Here is a 20,915-nt window from a genome sequence, read left to right on the forward strand (position 1 = left end):
TTACTCCTTCGGCAATCGATAGAACAGCAGCATATTTTTCCCGTACCGGCGGGTATCCACCAGGCGCAGTCCGTCAAAATCGGCGGAACCTTCACTCCCGGTCCCCCAGCCTTCCTGGACCTCCGCAATGAACACGCCTTCATCCTTCAGCAGACCGGCCACACCGGCTTCCACCAGTTCCACGACAAAATCCCTGTCCAGCGGCCCCTTGCAATAGGGAGGGTCGGCAAACACCACATCATACTTTCTGCCGGCGGTCAATTCCCTCTTCACGAACTGGACGGCATCCCCCTGGATCACCGTGCCGCCCTCAAGCCCGGTCTTGGACAAATTGGCCTTGGCGGTGGTGCAGGAAGCCCGGGAAGCATCCACCATGCGGGCGGTTCTTGCTCCGCGGCTCAGGGCTTCCAGCCCGAACGCTCCCGATCCGGAGAACAGGTCCAGGACGTCGGCATGCTTGATCAGAGGATGCAGGATGGAAAAAAGGGCTTCCCTCACCCGGTCCGTGGTGGGGCGAACCTCCCCCTTGGGGACGGACAAGGATATTCCACCGGCTAATCCACTGATAATACGCATCTTTTATAACCGGAAGTAAGAAAAAACATCAGCCGTTACTGGCGGGCGCGGGCCTTGGCCTTCTCCAGAAGGGGATCTCCCACGATGCTGGTCATGGGAACGCGCAGCACGATGGACTGATTGGCAATAACGAAATTGTCCGGATTCTTCTCGGACATGTTGTACACAAAATAAACATACTTTCCATCCTTCGTCTTGCCGAGGATGACGGTTTCCGTCAGCGTGGAAAGGATCGTCTTCTTCTCCAGCGTCCATTCCTTGCCGCTCCACGCCCCATACACATTCATATCGTCATAGGACACGTCGCCCTTCAAAGCCAGGGAGCCGTTGGGGGAAATCCATGACTTGGTATTGGAATCATACTTAAGCGTGCTCATCGGCAGGGGCCCCTGCTGAACCACTGTTGCCAGATTCCAGATGCCCTGCTCGCCGTCCGGGAAAATCCCCATCGCTACGGGAGCCACTTCCTGAATCTGCTTCTTTTTCCAGCACTCCAGATATTTGGCATAATCTTCCTTGGTCCAGCCCAGGCGTTCGTCATACGGAACAGGCTGTCCGGGAACAATCTGGGAAACCAGCTCCTTCTTGTCTTTTTCAGGCAGGGAGCTGAAAACGCCGTCAATCTTTTCCATGAATGGCTGAAGGCCTTCGTCAAGCAAAACGCTGACGGCAGAGCCTTCCACCATCTTCCCGACCGGAAGATAATCATTGATAATTTCCGGTTTTCCTGCTGCAGACAGGGAGGAAACCAGAGCCGGGACCATCAGTAATAAGGCCAGATTGCGGAACGCTTTCATAACTTGTCGGTTCATTTTACTCAACAAAAGACCCTTGGCAAGAGTCAAAGTGAGTGTTATCCGTATGCATATCATGAACTGGAAGTTACTTTTCACCACCATGGCCGCCGCTTTGAGCCTTGCTTCCTGCGTGTCCACCCCCGCCTCCCGTATTCAGAAAAACCCCGCTTTATTCAATTCGCTTCCCCCCGCTCAAAAGGCGCTGGTGGAAACCGGCCAAATTGCGGAAGGCATGTCGCCGCCCGCCGTATTCCTGGCATGGGGAGACCCCTCCGCCGTGGCGGAAGGCAACCTCAACGGAAAGCAGGCCACCCGCTGGATCTACTCTTCCCTGCAGCCCGTTTACACGCCGCCGCCCTCCTTCTGGTACGGTCCGTACTGGGGCGGCCCTTATTGGGGGGGACCGGGCTTCTATAGCCCGTATTATCCCTATTACAACGACGTCACCTACGTTCCGGTAAATACGGGATACGTTCTATTCATCAACGGCAAGGTGAAATCCTGGGAACGCAGGCGCTGATTACAAGGCGTTCCCCCTTCCGCAGAAGCTGAGCCTACATGCCCCCATTCCGGGCGCATCTCCGTTCTCCCCTCTCCGGGCACGGCGGTTATCCCGGAACAGGACCGGGCACGCGCCATTCACTTCTTATCCCTGTCCGGCGGATATTCCAGTTCCTCCCGGAATCTGGGGAAAAAAGACTTCAACTCCCCGGACACTTGCGGATATTTCAGCTTCATATCCGTCAGGGCGCCGGCAATCGCACACAGGCAGACAAGCCGGGAATACCACTTGTTATCCGCCGGAACCACATACCATGGAGCATCCGGAGTGGCCGTATTCCGGATCATCTCTTCAAAAGCCTTCTGGTAGCCGTCCCAATATTCGCGCTCATGGATATCCCCTTCTGAAAACTTCCAATTCTTGTCGGGAGTATCCAGGCGCGCCAGAAGACGCTTCCTTTGCTCCTCATAGGAAAGATGGAGAAAGATTTTCACAAACCGCGTTTTATTGGCATGCAAATGGCGTTCCAGGTTATTGATGGACCTGTATCTCTCCTTCCAGAAAGCCTTGCCTGCCTGGCCCGGATCAAATCCTTCCCCCGCAAGGTATTCCGGATGCACGCGCACGCTCAGCACCTCCTCGTAATAGGAACGGTTGAAAATGCCGATCATGCCTCTCTGCGGCAGGCGCATCACACACCTCCACAAAAAATCGTGGGTCCGTTCCACAGTGGAAGGATACTTGAAACTGCTCACCACACATCCCTGGGGATTGATGCCTCCCATCACATGCTTGACGATACCGTCCTTGCCGGCACTGTCCATCGCCTGCAAAATCACCAGCAGGGCATAGGACTCGCTGGCGTAAAGCACCTCCTGCAACTGTCCCAGCAATTCGATGCCTTTTTCAAGCTTCTCAACGGCTTCCTTCTTGCTGTCCTTGTCCAGCTTGCCCAGATCCCCCGGATCATGATGGGACAATTTAAATCCCTTGCCGTCCTTCACACGGTAAGGCTCAATGAACTTCTTGCAGCGTTTGATCAAATGGGAAGGAATTTCCATAATCCTTGTAAGACATCTTTCTGACGCAAGACGTTGAAACAATCGGGGAAAGCGTCAATCCTTCCTTGCCGGCGGCAAAACCTTTCCATTGAAATAAACGGTAAATCCCTGGCACAGGGCGGAGCGTTGATACAAGCCCGAATCCTCCATCGCTTTTAATACGGGAGCATACCGGCCCGGGCGGGAAATGACAACGGCATCATAATCTGACCAATAATTCGCCGGAGGCTGAAAATGCCATCCATAAAATTTCCCGCCAAACTCATTGCAAAGCAGAAGAACCTTCATTCCTTTCTCCTGCAATGATTTGCAATAGGAAACAGCCTCCCGGTAATTTTCCCGGCTATAAATACTGCAAAAACGAAGACGGAAATCGCTTGCCAGCCAGACAATCATCATCAGGATAAACAGAACAACCCGGCAACGGTTGGAAGACTTCCAGTTCTGGGGCCATACCCTGGACCAAATCAGGCACAATACAGGCAGCAGAGGAGCGCAATGCCTGCCGGAAAACCGGAAATCCATGGCTTCCGTTCCATAAAGAAACACCATGCCGGGAATCAGCACAAGAGCGAGGAGCGCCCATGGCAATGATCTGGAGGATTGCCTGCGCCATAACACAACTCCATAAACCAGGGCGCCGCCCATGGCCAGGGCGACAACGCCGCCCAAAACCAACCCTTCCATCTTCCATAAGGAATCCAGGGTCGTACACAGCCTCAACTCGGCACGCGGAGGCCCCAGCCCGGCCAATCCCATTAACTCATACAAGGACGCGGCCACATTAACAACCCAGCTGGAAGATATCACCACGGAACGGGCCCCGAGGGAAAGGGTATAGGCATAATACGCAGCCAGCCCTGCAAAAGGGAAAATCCAGCAAAACACGGCCTTCCAAAAACTCCGCCCTCTAAACTGCCGGAATGACAGGACGAAAAATGCAGCCATAAAGCCGAAGCCCCAAACCACCCCTGTCAGGCTTGTCAGGCACAGAAAAAACAAGGTCCCAAAAAGGGCATGGAACCTTGCCGGATGCCCTCTGCTGGCTTGATAAAGCAGCATGGTCACCCCGCAGGAAGCCGCAATTTGTAAAATATAAGGGCGCAGTTCTTCGGTATAATAGATAAAAAACGGGGAAAGCAACAGGATGACCAGGGCTTTTGGTTCCTTTCTGAAAAACCAGCCTGCCAGAAAAACCCAGACCCCATTGAACAGGCGAAGAGCCAGCTCGGATTCGGCTCCTGTCAACTGATGCCACAAAAACAAAAGATAGTAATAAAAAGCAATCTGGGCGTCGCTCCCGCCAATCCGGCAAATTTGCCGCCAGCATTCTTCCAGGCTCGGCTGGACAGCGCACAATGCGGTACAGCATTCATCAATCCAAAAACTCTGGTCATGAAATGAAAAACAGCACGACAGAAAAGACAAAACCAGCCAATTGTACTTTGCCCACCAGCCGCTGTGTTCCTTGTGCATTGCACAAGGAACATAGTAGATTGCCAAATGGGTGTCAAACTAAACGAAATAATTCAGAGAGAGCCAACAACGAACGGAATAGTGGCAGTAATGAGAATCTTTTCGATCCGCCTTCCGGCCCGGCTTCGCCATCCTCCCCTGCTTCCTGCCATTTGCACGGCCTGGCCATGACAGGCCTCCGCACGCATGGCATCAGGAATCAGCCATCCGAAAAAACCAATATGTATTGTAAAAACAGGCAGAAGAATATCACTCCTCCATGTGCACCTGGCTTTCCGGCGTATTCTCCAGCTTGCAGTCGGCTATGGTCCATGTGCGCGGCGGTTCCACCCGGTTGCCCTTGATCAGGATATTGGCGCATCTTCTGAACTGGAAGGGCTTCTGCCCCCACCCCTTGTAATCGTTGTTGTAAATAACTCTGTTGTTGATGAACTTGATATTCTCCGTGGAAATGGCAAACAGCAAAGGGACGTCGAAGGTTTTGAAGACGTTGTCCTCAATAAGAATATTGCGGTGGTAATAATCCTTCTGGTTGTTCAGCTGCTTGACCTCCGGATAAATGGAAATGATCGCGTTGGTGAACTGGTAGCGGGAAGTCAGATTGTTGATGAACGTATTCCTGCGGATCACCACCTCGTGGCAGGCGCCGCTTTCATACCAGCCCTGGGCATCTCCGGCCAGCAGGATGGCGGCGCCGGAGGAATGGTCAAACAGATTGCCTTCCACCAGCACCTTTTCGGGGGTGGTGAACAAGGTGCCGCGCGCCCGGTTGTTGCGGACAATATTGTTCCGGAACACCACGGACGGATAAAAATCCGCATTTTCCACGGCATCGCCCGCCTTCACCCCACTGGGAAGAGGTTCCTCCAGCGTGATCAGCAATTCCTTTTCATTCGTTTTGACGGCTGACTTCACAGTGCCCGTTTCTCCCGGTTCCAGGGTGGGACCGTTGATGAACCGGATTTTCTCACCGGGAAGGAACACTTCAAATCCTACGGCCTGGGGATGCATGTACCTGCATCTCAGAGTTTGGCTGTCCACCACCTCCTGAATTCCCAGACAGGTGGAATGGACATTGATGGCGTCATCCATCATCCCCTCAAACAAAGCTTTTTCCACAATGATTTCACCACGGGTATTGGAAAAATGAGTAGCGTCCGCTCCGGACGTGTGCACACGCTTCGTCCCCTTTCTGATGAAAACTCCCCCTCCCTTGATGCTGATATCCTCCGAACGCTGCGCCAGCAGCGCCATGCCGGTGCTTTGATGCAGGGCTACGTTATTCAGGCGCGTCTTCCGCGCCCGGTAAATCACGCATCCCGGATGGGGGCGGTTGTAATTCCGGAATACCAGCGTATCGCCGGGCTTGATACCTCTTTTCTTGAGGTCCCATTTCAGCTTGAGGCGGTTTCCGCCCGCTGGCTCCACATGGCCGTTCCAGCCGATGTCCGCCGTATTGGCGATGATATGCCCCGTTCCCTTCTCAAAAGCCATGCAGCTGGCCATGCCTTCCCGCCAGCCTTCCCCGATAAAGACAAACCTGTTGTTTTTGATTTCGTACGGATAGGTTTTCCTGTCTATCTCCACTTCCGTGGATTGGTCATCCACAGCGGTCACGCGTCCTTCGGAATAATAGGGCCGTTCATAATCGATCGCCAGGCGCTCCACAGTGACGTTCTCGCTATCCATGATCAGCAGCGGCACCACCTTCCCGTGAAACAGGAACAGGGAACCGTTCCCTTCAACCCGGACATCGCTCAGGTCCACCAGAGGCACGCACACCGGATGAACGAGAGGTTGATCGTGGTTGGAAATGTAAAAGCTCATGTCCAGCGCTCCATCCGGATAAAAATGATACACTCCCCTGGGGATGCTCAATACGCCTCCGCCCCTCCTTCTCAGCGCGGAAATGGCGTCGCGCAGGGCTGGTCCCTGGTCCTTCCTGACACCGGGAATCATGCCAAACTTGGCGGCATTCACTACGGCCGTCTGCATGGTTCCTCCCTCCTCTCCGATCTTCCAGGCCAGATCCACCCAGTCCGCGTGGTCATAGGAATTGTTCTCCACCCTGTCCGCCATTAGGTACAGGTTCTTCAGGCCGTTGGCGGCCACCTTCACGGAAAACCTCTTGGCAGGCATGCCCCGTTTCATGACTCCGGAACTCCACAGCACCTCCGAGCCGCTCATCACGCGGAACTCAACGCTTCCCTCCCCGTCCGTACCGTCATCCACGCCGCAAGCGCCTTCCAGGCCCATCACCCTTCCTCCCTGGATACTCGGCACCGGAAGGGGAATCATGGAAGTGGCATGCGTGCCAATCCCCCTGGCATACTTCTTGCCGCCTATACTCAGTTCCGTATCTTTAAAAGACCTGTCCAGACGGGTCTGCCCGGTCTCCTGCCGTGCCATCAGCAGGCTGGCGGCAGGCACTTCCACGGCCATCCGTGCAGGAGGAAGAGCTTCTTCGGCACTCCGGCACGTCTCAAAAGACATGCCGGTCATACAGGCCGCCGCAAAATACCAGGAGAACATTCGGTAAAACATGACGGTTATCATACTGCCGCATCGCGCCTGTCCTATCAAACATTCTTTTGGAAAACAAATTCGGTACGAATGGATCTCCTGAAAACGGAGATTGCCTTTCCGCCGGAATTAATGGACACTATCTTCATGAGACTAGGATTCATCATCTTGCCGGGCGTCCTTCTCACTCTCTCAGCCTGCGGCCGCGGGGGAGCTACCCTGGAGACGGACAATGTACAGGCGGAATGGTTCCCCAAAGGCAGCAGAACGGCCATTGTTCTGGAGAATGAAACGGAACCGGCCGCCGATAAAACGGCCCGGAACGTCCCCGCCGCACTCACCCTGCTTTATACATCCCACGGGGACGGCCAGGGGCTGCTCAGCGTCAACGGGAATTCTCCGGAAATAGCCACCGTCGCCCGGCAGGACGCGAACGCCAGCGCTACCTTCCATTTCAAAACACCCTCGCGGGAAATCAGCCTCCATGAAGTCCGCCGTTCATCCGCGGAAGGAAACACGGCACGGCTGTCCGGCTGGACTTATCAGGAACAAGCCGGTGCAACTCCTCGCACCGGTGCGGCCGGCTCCCTTGCCATCACGGACAATTCACCCCGCTAACCCAGCCATGCCTCTGATGAAACGGAAAGGACGGAAAATCTGGACAGCGGTTCTGCTGGCTGCTGGCGCGGTGCTGGCGTTCACCCATTGTTCCGTCCGTTCCCTGGTCTATCTGCCGCCCCAGCCCAAGGACAAAACCGCCTATCTGCAAAAACGCGCCGAGTGGGAACCCCACAGGCGCACCTTCCACCGGGAGGGGGCCAGCCTCAGCGGATGGCTCATTGAAAAGAAAGGGCAGCCTCTCCTGGTCTATTACGGAGGCAACGCCATGGACATCTCCATGATGCTGCCCTATCTGGATCAATTCCCCCACGCCAAGCTTCTTGTCAACTACCGCGGCTACGGCCTCAGTACCGGCAGTCCCACGGAACAGGCCATCATGGGGGATTCCCTGGCTATCCTGGACGACGTGCTGAAAGAGACGGGAAGAACCCCGGACGACGTCATTCTGGTAGGCCAGAGCCTCGGCTCCGGGGTAGCCACCCAGATCGCCTCCGTCCGGAATGTAAAAAAACTGGTACTTCTGGTTCCCTTTGACAGCCTGCTGGAGACCGCCAGGGACCTCTTCCCCTACCTGCCCGTCAAGCTCATCCTGCCCGACCACTTCCGTTCCGACCTGGCGGCTCCCAAAGTCTCCTGCCCCGTCAGCATCCTGGCGGCGGGATCGGATGAAGTCATTCCTCCGGCTCATGCCAAGCGGCTGCGCGACTGCTTCTCCACTCCCGTCAACTATCAGGAATTCCCCGGAGCCATGCACAACACCATCTGGCACAGCCCAGGATTTGACAGGGCATTCGCCAAAAGCATCAGCTACTGAACCGGATTACGAACGGGGAGCCAGGGAAACCCTGCGCAGGCATTCTCCCGCATGCTCCAGCAGCAGCCAGGAGGCGTCCTCCGGCAACGCATCCGGAAACAGGTTGGCCCATTCCACGACCAGTACGGCGTCTCCGTCCAGATACTCGTCCCAGCCTATCCCGAAAAGCTCGGACTCGTCCCGCAGCCTGTAAAAATCAAAATGGCAGGCCCCCAGCCGTCCGTCCCGGTGTTCATGCACCAGGGAAAACGTGGGGCTGGCGGCGGCATCCGTGCTCCCCAGCCCCTCCATAATCCCCTGAGTCAGATGCGTTTTCCCCGCTCCCAGCTCTCCCACCACGCCCAGCACCTCTCCAGGCATTAAAATTTTACCTATTTCCCGCCCGAGAGCCCGCATTTCTTCCGGAGAACGCGTTAAAACAGCCCCGTTTTTAAAAAATTTATGCCACTCGCTCATTTTTTTATGAAATTTTACTTGTCTAAAGAAAAGTGATATGGTTTAGTGCGGCTCCCGCAACCGCGGGCGAACCTTAACAGTGATAGTAATGGCATACGCAATTTTCAAAACAGGTGGAAAGCAGTACCGCGTCCAGAAGGGCGACGTGATCGACGTTGAATGCATCAATACCCTTGAAGAGGGTGCCGAAGCAAGCTTCGATCAGGTGCTTATGGTGGAAAATGATGGAAACGTGACCCTCGGCACCCCCACGGTGGAAGGCGCCACCGTCTCCGCCAAGGTAGTCAGCCAATTCCGCGGCAAAAAGATTATCGCCTTCAAATTCAAGCGCCGCAAGGGCTTCCACAAGAAAAAAGGTTCCCGCCGCGCCATGACGAAGCTGGAAATCACCGACATCAAAGCCTAATTTCAACCTCTAATTTCATCTTAATCTTATGGCTCACAAGAAAGGTCAGGGTTCTGTCAAGAACGGTCGCGACTCCCGCAGCAAGCGCCTCGGCGTGAAAAAATTCGGCGGCCAGGAAGTAATCGCGGGCAACATCATCATCCGCCAGCGCGGCACCAAGTGGCACCCCGGCAAGGGAGTGGGCATGGGCCGTGACTACACCATCTTCTCCCTGGTGGACGGCCGCGTGTTCTTCGACCGTGAAGGCCGCCGCGTCAATGTAGCTCCGGAAACCGAGTCCGCCAACTAACCGTTGCGGTTCACAGCTATTTCCCTGCAAGGGCGGCCATCCACAGGGTGACCGCCCTTCTTTTTCCCCTTCCTTCCCACCCCGGCCACTCAAAACAAAGAACAGGAATTGTTCTTGCAAAATGATAGTGCCTTCTCCACTATTCCCCGCAGAGCATGAAATATAAAACGAGTTCCAAAACAGATACCTCAGACGCCGTAAAAACGGCTTCTACCCTTCCAGTCATTTCCGGCTTGAGACTCACCAAGCAACGGCAGGAAGTATACCAGGTCCTTCTGGAACAGCGCGACCACCCCACGGCCAATGAAGTCTACCACCGGGTCCGCAAAAAACTCCCCAGCATCTCCCTGGCTACGGTTTACAACTGCCTGGAGGCTTTGGTAAACCATGGCCTTGTCAATCAGGTCAACTTTGAACGCAGTTCCTCCCGCTTTTGTCCCAACCTCGTCGATCACGGCCACTTCCAGGACACCCGGACCGGCCGGATTTACGACATTACCATCAAGGAAGGCGTGGACCTGAGGGAATTCATCAATCTGCCCGACGACGTATGCGTGGAAGAGGCCCAAATCACCTTGAGGGGTTCCATCATTACACCGCAGGGTTAATTCCTTCTTTTACATCATGAGCTTGGTCATTAAAAATTTGCACGCCAGCGTGCAAGGCACGGAAATTCTTAAAGGCATCAATCTTGAAATCCCCAAGGGGGAAGTGCACGCCATCATGGGGCCGAACGGCTCCGGGAAAAGCACGCTCTCCAAAGTCCTCTGCGGCCATCCGGACTACGAGGTGACGGACGGGGAAGTCTGGCTGGACGGACAAAACCTGCTGGACATGAGCATTGACGAACGCAGCCGTGCCGGCCTTTTTCTGGCCTTCCAATACCCCATGGAAGTTCCCGGCGTGTCAAACGCCAACTTCCTGCGTGCGGCCATGCAGGCGCGCATGCCCCAGGGGGAGGAACTTGACGCCGTCACGTTCTACAAAATGCTTTACGCGAAAATGGACCAGCTCGGCATGTCCCGCCAATTCACCTCCCGCGCCGTGAATGAAGGCTTTTCCGGCGGGGAGAAAAAACGCAACGAAGTCCTCCAGATGCTCCTGCTGGACCCCCTTTACGCCATTCTGGACGAAACGGACTCCGGCCTGGACATCGACGCCCTCCGCATCGTCTCCGAAGGAGTCAACTCCATGCGTTCCCCCTTCCGTAGCTTCCTGGTCATTACCCACTACAAACGCCTGCTGGACTACATCAAGCCGGACGTGGTCCACGTGCTGGCCGGCGGACGAATTGTCCGCACCGGGGGCGGAGAACTGGTGGACGAACTGGAAAGCAGGGGATATGAATTCCTGAAGGAAATCGAAGGAGCGGCCAACGCATAACCCGGCAATCCGGCAGTCATCATGAGCGAAACACCTGACACGCCTGCGAACGACAGCGCGCAAAACCTGTTTGACTTCGACCGGAGCAAGGGAAACTTCTCCTTCCCGGAACGCCACAAATTCGACGCCGGCTACGGCCTTACGGAAGCCACCATCGACTACATCTGCGACGTCAAGGGCGAGCCGGACTGGATACGCCGTTTCCGCAAAAACGCCCTGGCCGTCTTTGAAAGCAAGCCCATGCCCACGCATTGGGCCTCCCCGGAAATTGAAAAAATAGACTTCTCCCAGATACGCTACTACCTTTCCGACGGAGAGCGGCCCAAAAGAAGCTGGGAAGACGTGCCGGAAGACGTCAAACGCACCTTTGAGCGCCTGGGCGTGCCGGAACAGGAGCGGCAATTCCTGGCAGGCGTGGAAGCCCAGTACGACTCCGAATCCGCCTACTCCAACATGAAGGAGGAACTGCGGAGCCAGGGCGTCATCTTCGTCAACTCGACGGAAGGCCTCAAAAACCATGAAGAAATCTTCCGCCCGTGGTTCGGAAAAGTCATCCCTACGGGTGACAACAAATTCTCCGCCCTGAACAGCGCGGTCTTCTCCGGCGGCTCCTTCATCTACGTGCCCAAGGGGGTCAAACTCAAGCACCCGCTTCAGGCATACTTCCGCATCAACTCGGAAAACTTCGGCCAGTTCGAGCGTACCCTCATCATCGCGGACGAAGGAGCGGAACTCATGTACATGGAAGGCTGCACGGCGCCCCAGTTTGAAACGTCCACCCTCCACTCCGCCGTTGTGGAACTGGTGGCCCTGAAAGGAGCGAAAATCCAGTACGTCACCGTGCAGAACTGGTCCTCCAACGTATTCAACATGGTCACCAAGCGCGGCCTTGCCATGGAAGATGCGGAAATCCGCTGGATTGACTGCAACATCGGCTCCGGCCTCACCATGAAATACCCCGCCGTAGTCCTCAAGGGCAAAAGGGCCAGGGGGGAGGTCATTTCCATCGCACTGGCCAATACGGGCCAGCACCAGGACACCGGCGCCAAAATGATCCACGCGGCGGACGACACTACGTCCAACATTGTCTCCAAATCCATCAGCATCGGAGAAGGTCGCGCCAGCTACCGCGGCCAGGTCGTCATGGGCAAGGGGCTCAAGGGCTGCAAGAACAATACGGAATGCGACGCCCTGCTGCTGGCGTCCAACAGCCGTACGGATACCTACCCCGCTATCACGGTGAAGGGAGACCGGAACATGGTGCAGCATGAAGCGTCCGTCTCTCAGGTCTCGGAGGAAATGCTCTTTTACATGCAGCAGCGCGGCATTCCGAAGGCGGCGGCCATGTCCCTGGCGGTCAACGGCTTCATCAACGATCTAGTACAGGAATTCCCGATGGAATATTCCGTGGAGCTGCGCAGGCTCATTGACTTGGAAATGGAAGACAGCATCGGATAAAGGAAGGAAATGATGAATCAATTGCTCAACGACGAACGGTTTCCGGCAGGCTTCCTCCCCGAATGGTTTGAAGCGCGGCACAGGCAGATGAAGGAACGGGCGGTACAGCTTCCCGAACCTTCCCGCCGCATGGAATCATGGCGGTTCGGCGCTCCCGCCAACGAATCCTTGGAAGAATTTGAAGCGGCATCCCCCCTGGCCCCGGAAACCCTGGCAGCCATCATCCGGGACCATGCCTCCATGCCGGACGCCCTCCGGGTGGTGTATGCCAACGGGCTGCCCGTCTCCATGCCGGAGGAACTCCCGGAAGGGCTCTCCGTCATGGATTTGGAAGACTTTATTCTCCAATACCCGGACTTGGCCCGGAAACATCTGGAAAACATGCCGGAGATGCTCGGCTCCGAACGTCTGGCCGCGCTGAACGCGGCCCTTCAACACAACGGGCTGGTCATCCTGGCGGACAGGGAAATCTCCCGGCCTCTGGAAATCTTCCACTTCATCTCCGGAGACAACGTAGCCGTCTTCCCTTATACGCTGGTCATCACGGAAAACGGAGGCCGTCTCCGCATCCTGGAGCGCCACATCAGTGCGGACCATGGCATGCAATTCTGCGGAGCCATGCAGCAGCACCATCTTTCTTCCGCTTCCTCCGTCAAATACGCCCTGGTGCAGGAACTCAACACCCGGTCCCGCGCCGTGGAGCTCACCCACATCACGGCGGACGATTCCGCGGAAATGGAACACTTGGCCAGCCATCCGGGCGCGGCATGGTCCAGGCAGGAAACGGTCTGCGTCCTCACGGGAGACGGAGCCCATGTACGCCTGCTCTCCGCCAATCATCTGAAAGAACGCAAGCAACTGGACCAGCGGACCTACCAGAGGCACCGCTACCGCGGAGCCTCCAGCAATCTGTTTTACGCCAGCGTGCTGGACGACGACTCCGCCAGTGTTTTCAGCGGCATGATCCTGGTGGAGGAGGGAGCGCACGACACTAGCGCCTACCAGAGCAACCGCAACCTGATCCTCAGTCCGCAGGCGGAAACCAACTCCATTCCGGGTCTGGAAATCCTTGCGGACCGGGTGCAGTGCTCCCACGGTTCCGCCACATCGTCCATCTCCCCGGAAGAAATCTTCTACCTCCTTTCGCGTGGTATTCCGGAGCAAACGGCCCGCAGCATGATTGCACGGGGCTTCCTGAAGCATGCCCTGGACCAACTCAGCGATGAAGCCATCCGCACCGCGGTGGAAAACATTGTCCTGTCCTGATCTCCGTTTCTCCGGATACGTCCCGGACCGCCCTCCGGCGGCCATCAACGGTTTTTCCGCCGCCAGAAGCACGGCTCCGCCGTTTATTCCGGAATGAGGCCTCCATTCCGGGCTGCTCCTGTTGCATGAAATCTCATGCTTTCCGGGACTGTATATCCTGCAGCATGTATTTTCTCCGTTTCTGTTACCTGGCATATTCCTTCTCTGCATCCATGCGGCCGGAGCGGAACGCCCCAATATCGCGCTCATTAACGCAGACAATTTGGGCTGGGCGGAAGCGGGGTGCTACGTGCAGAAGAAAATCAATACCCTGAATCTCGACAAACTGGCTTCCGAAAGCCAGCGATGGGTATACTTCTACTCCGGCGCTCCGGTCTGCTCCCCGTCCCGCAACGTCCTGCTGACCGGCAAACACACGGGCAATTGCGACGTTCAGGACCTGAAACGCGTGGATGCCCGCGAAAACTGGCGGGACCTCAAGGGAGACTGGCCCATCAGAACGGCAACCTATACCCTCCCGGAAGCCCTGAAAAAAGCCGGCTACACCACTGCGGTATTCGGCAAATGGGGCATAGGCGACTTTGGGACCACGGGCGCCCCGGACAAGCACGGAGTGAACAGATTCTACGGTTATACGGACCAGAAATCCTGCCACACCTACTATCCTCCCTATCCTCCCTATCCTCCCTATCTTTGGAATGACGGGAAAAAGAAAATGCCCAACACCTCCCTGCCGCTGTCACCATCAAGCACGGCTCCCAGCCGCAGGGGGAAGTGCTGACGGACGCCTACCGCGCAGAAAAACACAGCTCCGATTTGATTGCAGATAAAATGCAGGAATTCGTCAGAAACCAGGCACACGGAAAAAAGCCCTTCTTCTTGTATTACGCCCCGCTGGAACCCCACGTGGCTATGCAGCCCCTGCAGGAATGGATTGACCGTTACCCGCGCGACTGGGACAAGCGCCCCTACCGGGGAGAAAACGGCTATCAGCCCCATCCCCGTCCCAGGGCGGCCTATGCCGGCATGATCTCCCAGATGGACCACAATGTGGGCCGCCTGCTGCAAACGCTGGAAACATGCTGCCTTGAGAAAAACACCATTGTCATCTTCACCAGCGACAATGGCACGACGCATGATGTAGGCGGCGTGGACCATGAATTCTTCAACTCCGTGGACAGCCTGAAAGGACTGAAAGGCCAGCTTTACGAAGGGGGAATCAGGGTCCCCGGCATCATCCGCTGGCCCGGAAAAATCTATCCCGGCAGAATCATCACGCAGCCGGCATTCCATGCCGATGTGATGCCCACGCTATGCGCCCTGGTGGGAGCGGATGCAGGTTCCCCACTCGGAATAGACCTTTCCCCCGTCCTGCTCGGCAAAAAAAAGGCTCTGAAAGACCGACGCCCCCTGGTCTGGGCCGGCGGCGGCTACGGAGGCCAGGTGGCCGTGCGCTTCGACACGATGAAAGTCATGCGCCGCAACCTCTTTCCCGGTAAAAAACCGGCCAACTGGGAAGTATACGACATCTCCCGGGACCCCTCGGAAACGCACGACCTCGCCTCCAGCCGCCGCGATCTCATCGAGATGGCCGTCTCCGTTCCGGGCAAGGAGCACAAACCCTCTCCCGGCTTCCCGGCTCTGTGCTGCAGGACTCCGGAACAAACGGACAAATAACGCGGGCAGAAACGGGAGCTTCCATCCCCGCCCCCCTTCAACTCTACCCTTGACGTACCACGCCCCGGAGGTAATCTTTCCCGCATGAATCTTACTTCTTCCCTTCTTTCCGGGGTGCTCCAGGGCGGAACATGCACCAGAGAAGAACTGCTGGCCCTGCGCCGGGAGCCGCTGGAAGAATTGTGCCGGGCAGCCAATGCCATCCGCGAACGTTTCTGCGGAAACGTCTTCGACCTTTGCACCATCATCAACGGACGCAGCGGCAGATGCTCGGAAAACTGCAAATACTGCGCCCAGTCCGCGCACTACTCCACGGCTGTGGAGGAATACCCCCTGCTGAGCGACGAAGCGCTGCTGGCGGGAGCCAGATACAATGAAAACAAGGGAATCCTGCGCTACTCCATTGTCACTTCCGGCAAAAGGCTGACGGATGCGGACGTGGAACAGCTCTGCGCCAGCTACAGAAACATTGCCGCCCAATGCGGCATCTCCCTGTGCGCCTCTCACGGTCTTCTCTCCAAAAAGCATTGCGAGCAGTTGAAGGCGGCGGGCGTCACCCGTTACCACAACAATCTGGAAACCTCCCGCCGCAACTTCCCGAACATCTGCACCACCCACACGTACGACGACAAGATCCAGACGATCAAATGGGCCATGGAAGCCGGGCTGGAAGTATGCAGCGGCGGCATCATGGGGCTGGGAGAAACATGGGAAGACAGGATTGACATGTACATGGACATTGCCGCCCTGGGTATCAAATCCGCTCCCGTCAACTTCCTGACCCCCATTCCCGGCACCCCCTATGCGGACATGACACCGCTGGGGGAAGAAGAGCAATTGCGCATCGTGTCCCTGGTGCGCTTCATCATGCCGGACGGATTCGTCCGCATTGCCGCGGGACGGAACACCATGCGGGACCACGGCCGGAAAATCTTCATGTCCGGGGCCAACGCCGCCATCTCCGGAGACATGCTCACCACCTCCGGAGTAACGATCAGGGAGGATCTGGCCATGCTCGCGGAACTGGGCTATGAAGTCCGCATGAAATAAGCTTTCCCCGGCTTGCCATCCCTTCCCCTTCATCATGAATCACGCTGACTGGTCAAAAAAAGATCTGGAATACATCTGGCACCCCTGTTCCCAGATGAAGGACTATGAAACGCTGCCTCCCATCGTCATCGACCACGGCCGGGGAATCAGCCTGTACGACGTGGACGGCAAGCGCTACATGGACGTCGTCAGTTCCTGGTGGTGCAACCTGCTGGGCCATTGCCATCCCAAAATCAGCCAGGCCGTCAAGAACCAGCTTGATTCCCTGGAGCACGTCATCTTCGCCAACTTCTCGCACAAGCCCGCCATCACCCTGTGCGAGGAACTGATGAAAAAAATTCCGGCGGGACTCTGCAAATTCAATTTTTCCGACAACGGCTCGGCTTCCATCGAATCCGCGATGAAGATGAGCTTCCAATACCATTATCAGACGGGCAACCGCCGGAAAGTACGCTTCATGTCCCTGAGCGACGGCTACCACGGGGAAACTCTGGGTGCCCTGTCCGTCGGCGGCCTGGACCTGTACTCGGAACTCTACAAGCCGCTTCTGCTGGACATCGTGCGCATTCCCGCCCCGGACTGCTACCGCTGCCCCAAAGGAAAAAAAAGGGGATGCTGCCAGGCGGAATGCATTGATGCGGCGCAGGAAGTATTCGCCCGCCACGGTGAGGAATGCGCCGCCCTGCTGGTGGAACCCCTGCTCCAGGGATCGGCCGGCATGAGAATGTACCCGCCTTCCTATCTTGCCCAACTCCGCGCCCTGTGTGATTCCTACGGCGTCCATCTCATTGCGGATGAAATCGCCACGGGATTTGGCCGTACGGGCAGCATGTTCGCGTGCGACCAGGCGGGAATCACTCCGGACATCATGTGCATCTCCAAGGGGCTGACGGGCGGTTACATGCCCATGTCCATCGCCATCACCACGCAAAAAATCTACGATGCCTTTTACGCGGACTACCGGGAGGGGAAAGCCTTCATGCACAGCCACACCTATGCCGGCAACCCTCTGGGCTGTTCCGCCGCGCTGGCCGTTCTGAAAGTGCTGGATGAAGAACAAATCATTCCCCGTGCACGGGAAAAGGCCCCCTTCTTCCATCAATTGATCATGGATGCCCTGGGAGATCATCCCCATGTGGGGGAAATCCGCCATCTGGGACTCGTCAACGCCATTGAACTGGTGGAAGACCGGGAAAGCAGGAAAAGCTTCCCCTCCGAACGCCGCCTGGGCTACCAGATTTACAAGGAAGCCCTCAAACAGGGACTGCTGCTCCGCCCGCTGGGCGACGTGCTGTACTTCAACCCGCCCCTCGTCATCTCTCCGGAAGAGATGCAGGAGGCTGTTTCCATCTGCGCCGGCTGCATCCGGAAAGTGCTGGGATAAACATTTTCCGCGGTAAAACAATATGCCCGGCAATTTTTTTGAAGGAAAGATGAAACTTTTTTTCATGCGCGGTGTTTGTTAAAATACCCTGTAAACCCTCCACACCGTCATGATACACTTCAATCCCCTGTATAAACGTCCGGCGCTTTCCGCGCTCATCCTCCTTGTCATGGGTTCCGGCTTCTGCCAAGCCCAGGAACTGCTTTCCGATTCCGCCAGAAAAGAAGCGGCGGAATGGCTCAAGGAAGTAAAAACCGGGCATCTGAACACCAGTTCGGCCCGTCTTCAAAAAGCCGTGGCTGCCCTGACAACGGCCATCGCCACGGAAAACGCCGCCATGAAACTCTACGTGGACGCCATGAAAGACCGGTTCCTGAATCCCACCAGTATGATGTCCCGCATGCTGAACCGCGGCGGCGGCGGTTACCGGATGATGCGCATGCCCGCCATGAACGGCGGCAGAGGCAGCAGCAATGGCCGCAACGGCAGCAGCCAGAATGAAAGCCCCAGCTCCGCCTTCTCCAACTGGCGCAAGCAGAACACGGGCAACAATGTGGCTCCCGGCTTTAAAAAGGCCCTGCAGCTCCAGTGCAAATGGATGCTGCTCTGCCTGAAAAAAGCGGAGGCGGAAAAAAACGAGCGCGAAATCAACATTTCCCCAAGCGTGCTGTCCATGCTGGATGAAGTGGCCGCCAACGCCAAGGATGTGGGCGAACAGCTCGCCATGGTGGGCGGAGCCAGCGACGTCATCCGGACCTACCTGAACATCAGCGACTACCGGTCGGAAACCCTGCCGGACAACCTGATGGACCTCAACGGCATCTTCGACCGCGTGCTCCTGGTTCCCTACAAGGAAAACAAGGATGTGGAAAACTTCCGCAAGCTCTGGAACAAGCGCATCGGCCTGGAACTGGCTCTGCTGATGAACAACACCGCCAGCGACAAGAAAACGGCTGAAGTGGAAAAAGCCAACTTCCTGCTTAAAAGGCAGTGGGAACGGGAAAAAGCCTGTTTTGAACTCGGCGACCAGGTTGCTTCTCTGGACAAGATGAAGAGCCTGCTTCCCGGCATCAAGGACCCCAACGACAAGCAACGGGCCATCCGGGACCTGGAATACCTGCTCCTGAGCCCGGCGGAAAAGGAAAAACTCCGTGAAGCCCGCACCGCCCGCCGGCAGCCGGGAGGCCCGCCGCGCTTTTAAAGGAGCCTTGCAGGTTACCCTTTTTCATCCCCCGGTCCGTCAACCGGGGGATTTTTGTTATCCGGACAGCGCTCTCCCCCCTATAAAACCGGAGGGCGTTCCCTGCCGGGCTGGAACCAGGTCTTGCGCAGGCGGTAAATGCGCACTCCTTCAATATTCTCATCCAGGTGCCACGCCGTGCGGATGCCGTGGTGTTCCCATATGTGGCGGCAAAGCATTGTAAAAAACTTCCTGTCCATATCGGAAAGGTCTCCCTGGGGCGTCAGGCAGACGATATAGACGTTGTCCCGGCAAAGATTCAGGGCAGTCTGTCCGTTCCAGCCCATTTCCTGCAACTTCTTCTGCACGGGCTTCAGCGGAAAATTCCATCCGCCCAGCGTCACCACGTTTTTCCGGGAACAGCTCCACGCCTTGCGGAAAACGGACTGCCCGGGAGCCAGGTCATCAATAGTGCCGCCGGACATCTGCACACAAAACAGGGAATCCGGCTCCCGGTCCACCCGTTCGCACAGCAGGCGCCCCGCCTCCGGGGAAAACGACTCCATATTGGCCTCCCAAACGGCGGCGCACGCCTGGGAAAGAGAGACGGCAAACGCGCAGAACATGGGCAAGCTGCCCGTCAAAGCCCCCTTCCCCGTCCATTTGACGCGAACGGCCTGGAAATGCTCCGGCCTGAGCAGGCATAACCCGGCAATCAGGAATGTGGGATACACCACCCGGAAATACAGGCGGTCTATGCTGGCCATGTACAACAAAACCAGCACCAAAAGGCCGCCCACACAACACAGGAGCGCCGGAGAATCCCCGCGGCGAAAGGAGGCGCGGCAGGCCAGTCCAAACAAAATCCAGCAGGGCAGAAGGTCCACGATGGAATCCCAGGAAAACAAATGCAGGGCCTTTTCTCCGCGGATCCACATTCTGGGCCAGAAATCGTTCCCGTCCCGCGCCAGCCTGAGTCTTCTCAAATAGTCGGTGTTGAACACCTCCATATCGCAATTCGTGAACATCTGCACCATCTTGATGTCATTGGCAAACACCCCGTAGGAAGCACATTCGTACTCGTCCTCCGAACGGATGGGAGACGTATCGGACAACAAGGCGCGGGCCTCGTTCCAGGCAGCCACGTCACATCCCTCAAACACGCTGCGGTGGGCATGCCTGTTGTATCCGTTCAAGCCGTAGGAAAAGGCAAACACGCATGCCAGGGCTCCCCAGAGGCGTCCCCGGGAACGAAGCTTTTCCCAGGAGGGCCGGAACCCGTCCATGCTCCCCGCCGCCAGCACCGCCCCGAAAAAGGCATCGCACACCAGGGCGGCATCCAGCCGGATCATGCTCCCCAAAACACACAAAAAGACGCCCGCAGCCAGCTTCCACCAGGATGAAGAACCATGCTTCAGGCAGGTAAGCACGCCGGTGAACCCCACGAGAAACGCGGCATGGCTGAATTGCAGGGCGGCATAAAAGCCGGGCATGATCAATAGCCATACCAGCAGCAGCACGAGCGTCGTGAAATCATAGCTGCGCGCCTTGCGGGCATGCGCCGTAAGCATCGTGAAAATGGCGGCTCCGCTGGACAGCGTGGCAACGGCCAGAAACACCGGCCAGACGGACAATCCGCCCAGAACGGGGGCGACCATCAGAAGAAACCTCGTCAGCAGGGGATTGACGAAAATGACGTGCGCATCGGCATAGGAAGGATCGCCCCAGCCGTCCAGTACGGAGGCGATCACCAAATCATCATTAGACTGGTAGGCGACGCCGACAATACTCCAGGCAAGAACCAGCAGGATAATATTGAACCATACCGGATGAAGCAGGGGCAAAAGCGATATCCATCTCCAGACCTGTTTCATCATAAGCAAATTCCCTGACTGCCCAGCCATGGTTCCCGGCCGGGGCACGCATACTAGAAACGGGAAAAACGAAAGTCAAGAGCCGTATCCGTTTCATTCCCGGCCTTCCGGCCATAAATGTC

General features: G+C 56.7%; 21 protein-coding genes. 14 read left to right on the forward strand and 7 right to left on the reverse strand.

The genetic code is table 11. From position 1 onward, the window contains the following. Together rsmD and HMPREF3039_RS07895 are read right to left on the reverse strand one after the other, a co-directional pair. On the reverse strand, positions 1 to 576 hold the full coding sequence (gene rsmD, locus HMPREF3039_RS07890) for a 16S rRNA (guanine(966)-N(2))-methyltransferase RsmD (protein WP_067574026.1): 576 nt from the start codon (positions 574 to 576) through the stop codon (positions 1 to 3). 35 nt (positions 577 to 611) lie between these two features. Next, entirely contained in the window at positions 612 to 1,388 is a 777-nt protein-coding gene (locus HMPREF3039_RS07895; protein WP_197483356.1) for a hypothetical protein, read from the reverse strand. A 58-nt stretch (positions 1,389 to 1,446) separates the two neighbouring features. On the opposite strand from HMPREF3039_RS07895, the gene HMPREF3039_RS07900 reads away from it, so the two are divergent. Next, positions 1,447 to 1,893: a hypothetical protein gene (locus HMPREF3039_RS07900; protein ID WP_147549864.1), complete on the forward strand. Its 447-nt coding sequence runs from the start codon at positions 1,447 to 1,449 to the stop codon at positions 1,891 to 1,893. Between the two features lie 119 nt (positions 1,894 to 2,012). Here HMPREF3039_RS07900 and HMPREF3039_RS07905 read toward each other — a convergent pair whose 3' ends face one another. The 3 genes from HMPREF3039_RS07905 to HMPREF3039_RS07915 all read right to left on the reverse strand — a co-directional run bounded on the left by HMPREF3039_RS07905 (position 2,013) and on the right by HMPREF3039_RS07915 (position 6,905). Then, positions 2,013 to 2,936: a polyphosphate kinase 2 family protein gene (locus HMPREF3039_RS07905; RefSeq protein WP_067574032.1), complete on the reverse strand. Its 924-nt coding sequence runs from the start codon at positions 2,934 to 2,936 to the stop codon at positions 2,013 to 2,015. 54 nt (positions 2,937 to 2,990) lie between these two features. Next, the gene (locus tag HMPREF3039_RS07910; protein WP_156473607.1) at positions 2,991 to 4,412 is read right to left on the reverse strand and encodes a hypothetical protein; all 1,422 of its coding nucleotides are present in this window, start codon (positions 4,410 to 4,412) and stop codon (positions 2,991 to 2,993) included. 249 nt (positions 4,413 to 4,661) lie between these two features. Next, positions 4,662 to 6,905 (reverse strand): NPCBM/NEW2 domain-containing protein, encoded by a 2,244-nt coding sequence (locus tag HMPREF3039_RS07915; protein WP_167506770.1) that lies wholly within the window; start codon positions 6,903 to 6,905, stop codon positions 4,662 to 4,664. 177 nt (positions 6,906 to 7,082) lie between these two features. Here HMPREF3039_RS07915 and HMPREF3039_RS07920 point away from each other — a divergent pair, with 177 nt between their 5' ends. After that, positions 7,083 to 7,553 (forward strand): hypothetical protein, encoded by a 471-nt coding sequence (locus tag HMPREF3039_RS07920; protein ID WP_147549870.1) that lies wholly within the window; start codon positions 7,083 to 7,085, stop codon positions 7,551 to 7,553. Between the two features lie 7 nt (positions 7,554 to 7,560). Continuing rightward, positions 7,561 to 8,370: an alpha/beta hydrolase gene (locus tag HMPREF3039_RS07925; protein WP_067574040.1), complete on the forward strand. Its 810-nt coding sequence runs from the start codon at positions 7,561 to 7,563 to the stop codon at positions 8,368 to 8,370. 6 nt (positions 8,371 to 8,376) lie between these two features. Here the strand turns inward: HMPREF3039_RS07925 and tsaE are convergent, their stop codons facing one another. Beyond that, positions 8,377 to 8,826, reverse strand: a complete 450-nt coding sequence (tsaE, locus tag HMPREF3039_RS07930; protein WP_067952061.1) for a tRNA (adenosine(37)-N6)-threonylcarbamoyltransferase complex ATPase subunit type 1 TsaE — start codon at positions 8,824 to 8,826, stop codon at positions 8,377 to 8,379. 88 nt (positions 8,827 to 8,914) lie between these two features. On the opposite strand from tsaE, the gene rplU reads away from it, so the two are divergent. From rplU to HMPREF3039_RS07985, 11 genes are all read left to right on the forward strand, one after another. Next, positions 8,915 to 9,232: a 50S ribosomal protein L21 gene (gene rplU / locus HMPREF3039_RS07935; protein WP_067574042.1), complete on the forward strand. Its 318-nt coding sequence runs from the start codon at positions 8,915 to 8,917 to the stop codon at positions 9,230 to 9,232. 28 nt (positions 9,233 to 9,260) lie between these two features. After that, positions 9,261 to 9,521: a 50S ribosomal protein L27 gene (gene rpmA / locus HMPREF3039_RS07940; RefSeq protein ID WP_067574044.1), complete on the forward strand. Its 261-nt coding sequence runs from the start codon at positions 9,261 to 9,263 to the stop codon at positions 9,519 to 9,521. A gap of 155 nt (positions 9,522 to 9,676) precedes the next feature. Then, positions 9,677 to 10,129, forward strand: a complete 453-nt coding sequence (locus tag HMPREF3039_RS07945) for a Fur family transcriptional regulator (protein WP_082770183.1) — start codon at positions 9,677 to 9,679, stop codon at positions 10,127 to 10,129. A 16-nt stretch (positions 10,130 to 10,145) separates the two neighbouring features. Continuing rightward, positions 10,146 to 10,904, forward strand: a complete 759-nt coding sequence (gene sufC, locus HMPREF3039_RS07950; protein ID WP_067574046.1) for a Fe-S cluster assembly ATPase SufC — start codon at positions 10,146 to 10,148, stop codon at positions 10,902 to 10,904. A 21-nt stretch (positions 10,905 to 10,925) separates the two neighbouring features. Then, positions 10,926 to 12,362, forward strand: coding sequence for a Fe-S cluster assembly protein SufB (gene sufB, locus HMPREF3039_RS07955; protein WP_067574048.1), 1,437 nt, complete (start codon positions 10,926 to 10,928; stop codon positions 12,360 to 12,362). A 9-nt stretch (positions 12,363 to 12,371) separates the two neighbouring features. Next, positions 12,372 to 13,628, forward strand: a complete 1,257-nt coding sequence (locus HMPREF3039_RS07960; RefSeq protein WP_067574050.1) for a SufB/SufD family protein — start codon at positions 12,372 to 12,374, stop codon at positions 13,626 to 13,628. A gap of 121 nt (positions 13,629 to 13,749) precedes the next feature. Continuing rightward, entirely contained in the window at positions 13,750 to 14,409 is a 660-nt protein-coding gene (locus HMPREF3039_RS14500; protein ID WP_067574052.1) for a sulfatase-like hydrolase/transferase, read from the forward strand. After that, positions 14,403 to 15,305 (forward strand): sulfatase-like hydrolase/transferase, encoded by a 903-nt coding sequence (locus tag HMPREF3039_RS14380; RefSeq protein ID WP_067574054.1) that lies wholly within the window; start codon positions 14,403 to 14,405, stop codon positions 15,303 to 15,305. Before HMPREF3039_RS14500 ends, HMPREF3039_RS14380 begins: the two co-directional genes overlap by 7 nt. Before the next feature lie 84 nt (positions 15,306 to 15,389). Continuing rightward, complete coding sequence (bioB, locus tag HMPREF3039_RS07975; RefSeq protein WP_067574056.1) at positions 15,390 to 16,355, forward strand: biotin synthase BioB; 966 nt, start codon at positions 15,390 to 15,392, stop codon at positions 16,353 to 16,355. 34 nt (positions 16,356 to 16,389) lie between these two features. After that, positions 16,390 to 17,739, forward strand: a complete 1,350-nt coding sequence (gene bioA / locus HMPREF3039_RS07980; protein WP_067574058.1) for an adenosylmethionine--8-amino-7-oxononanoate transaminase — start codon at positions 16,390 to 16,392, stop codon at positions 17,737 to 17,739. A 109-nt stretch (positions 17,740 to 17,848) separates the two neighbouring features. Next, entirely contained in the window at positions 17,849 to 18,940 is a 1,092-nt protein-coding gene (locus HMPREF3039_RS07985; protein WP_067952063.1) for a hypothetical protein, read from the forward strand. An 80-nt stretch (positions 18,941 to 19,020) separates the two neighbouring features. Here HMPREF3039_RS07985 and HMPREF3039_RS07990 read toward each other — a convergent pair whose 3' ends face one another. Further along, on the reverse strand, positions 19,021 to 20,796 hold the full coding sequence (locus tag HMPREF3039_RS07990) for a hypothetical protein (protein ID WP_147549876.1): 1,776 nt from the start codon (positions 20,794 to 20,796) through the stop codon (positions 19,021 to 19,023). Positions 20,797 to 20,915: the final 119 nt, after the last annotated feature.

Origin of the sequence: Akkermansia sp. KLE1798, from assembly GCF_001580195.1 — a bacterium.
GTDB classification, from domain to species: Bacteria; Verrucomicrobiota; Verrucomicrobiia; order Verrucomicrobiales; family Akkermansiaceae; genus Akkermansia; species Akkermansia biwaensis.

Coding starts and splice junctions, on each gene's coding strand:
- rsmD (WP_067574026.1), bottom strand. CDS start 576: ATGCGTATTATCAGTGGATTAGCCGGTGGAATATCCTTGTCCGTCCCC.
- HMPREF3039_RS07895 (WP_197483356.1), bottom strand. CDS start 1,388: ATGAACCGACAAGTTATGAAAGCGTTCCGCAATCTGGCCTTATTACTG.
- HMPREF3039_RS07900 (WP_147549864.1), top strand. CDS start 1,447: ATGAACTGGAAGTTACTTTTCACCACCATGGCCGCCGCTTTGAGCCTT.
- HMPREF3039_RS07905 (WP_067574032.1), bottom strand. CDS start 2,936: ATGGAAATTCCTTCCCATTTGATCAAACGCTGCAAGAAGTTCATTGAG.
- HMPREF3039_RS07910 (WP_156473607.1), bottom strand. CDS start 4,412: ATGCACAAGGAACACAGCGGCTGGTGGGCAAAGTACAATTGGCTGGTT.
- HMPREF3039_RS07915 (WP_167506770.1), bottom strand. CDS start 6,905: ATGTCTTTTGAGACGTGCCGGAGTGCCGAAGAAGCTCTTCCTCCTGCA.
- HMPREF3039_RS07920 (WP_147549870.1), top strand. CDS start 7,083: ATGAGACTAGGATTCATCATCTTGCCGGGCGTCCTTCTCACTCTCTCA.
- HMPREF3039_RS07925 (WP_067574040.1), top strand. CDS start 7,561: ATGCCTCTGATGAAACGGAAAGGACGGAAAATCTGGACAGCGGTTCTG.
- tsaE (WP_067952061.1), bottom strand. CDS start 8,826: ATGAGCGAGTGGCATAAATTTTTTAAAAACGGGGCTGTTTTAACGCGT.
- rplU (WP_067574042.1), top strand. CDS start 8,915: ATGGCATACGCAATTTTCAAAACAGGTGGAAAGCAGTACCGCGTCCAG.
- rpmA (WP_067574044.1), top strand. CDS start 9,261: ATGGCTCACAAGAAAGGTCAGGGTTCTGTCAAGAACGGTCGCGACTCC.
- HMPREF3039_RS07945 (WP_082770183.1), top strand. CDS start 9,677: ATGAAATATAAAACGAGTTCCAAAACAGATACCTCAGACGCCGTAAAA.
- sufC (WP_067574046.1), top strand. CDS start 10,146: ATGAGCTTGGTCATTAAAAATTTGCACGCCAGCGTGCAAGGCACGGAA.
- sufB (WP_067574048.1), top strand. CDS start 10,926: ATGAGCGAAACACCTGACACGCCTGCGAACGACAGCGCGCAAAACCTG.
- HMPREF3039_RS07960 (WP_067574050.1), top strand. CDS start 12,372: ATGATGAATCAATTGCTCAACGACGAACGGTTTCCGGCAGGCTTCCTC.
- bioB (WP_067574056.1), top strand. CDS start 15,390: ATGAATCTTACTTCTTCCCTTCTTTCCGGGGTGCTCCAGGGCGGAACA.
- bioA (WP_067574058.1), top strand. CDS start 16,390: ATGAATCACGCTGACTGGTCAAAAAAAGATCTGGAATACATCTGGCAC.
- HMPREF3039_RS07985 (WP_067952063.1), top strand. CDS start 17,849: ATGATACACTTCAATCCCCTGTATAAACGTCCGGCGCTTTCCGCGCTC.
- HMPREF3039_RS07990 (WP_147549876.1), bottom strand. CDS start 20,796: ATGATGAAACAGGTCTGGAGATGGATATCGCTTTTGCCCCTGCTTCAT.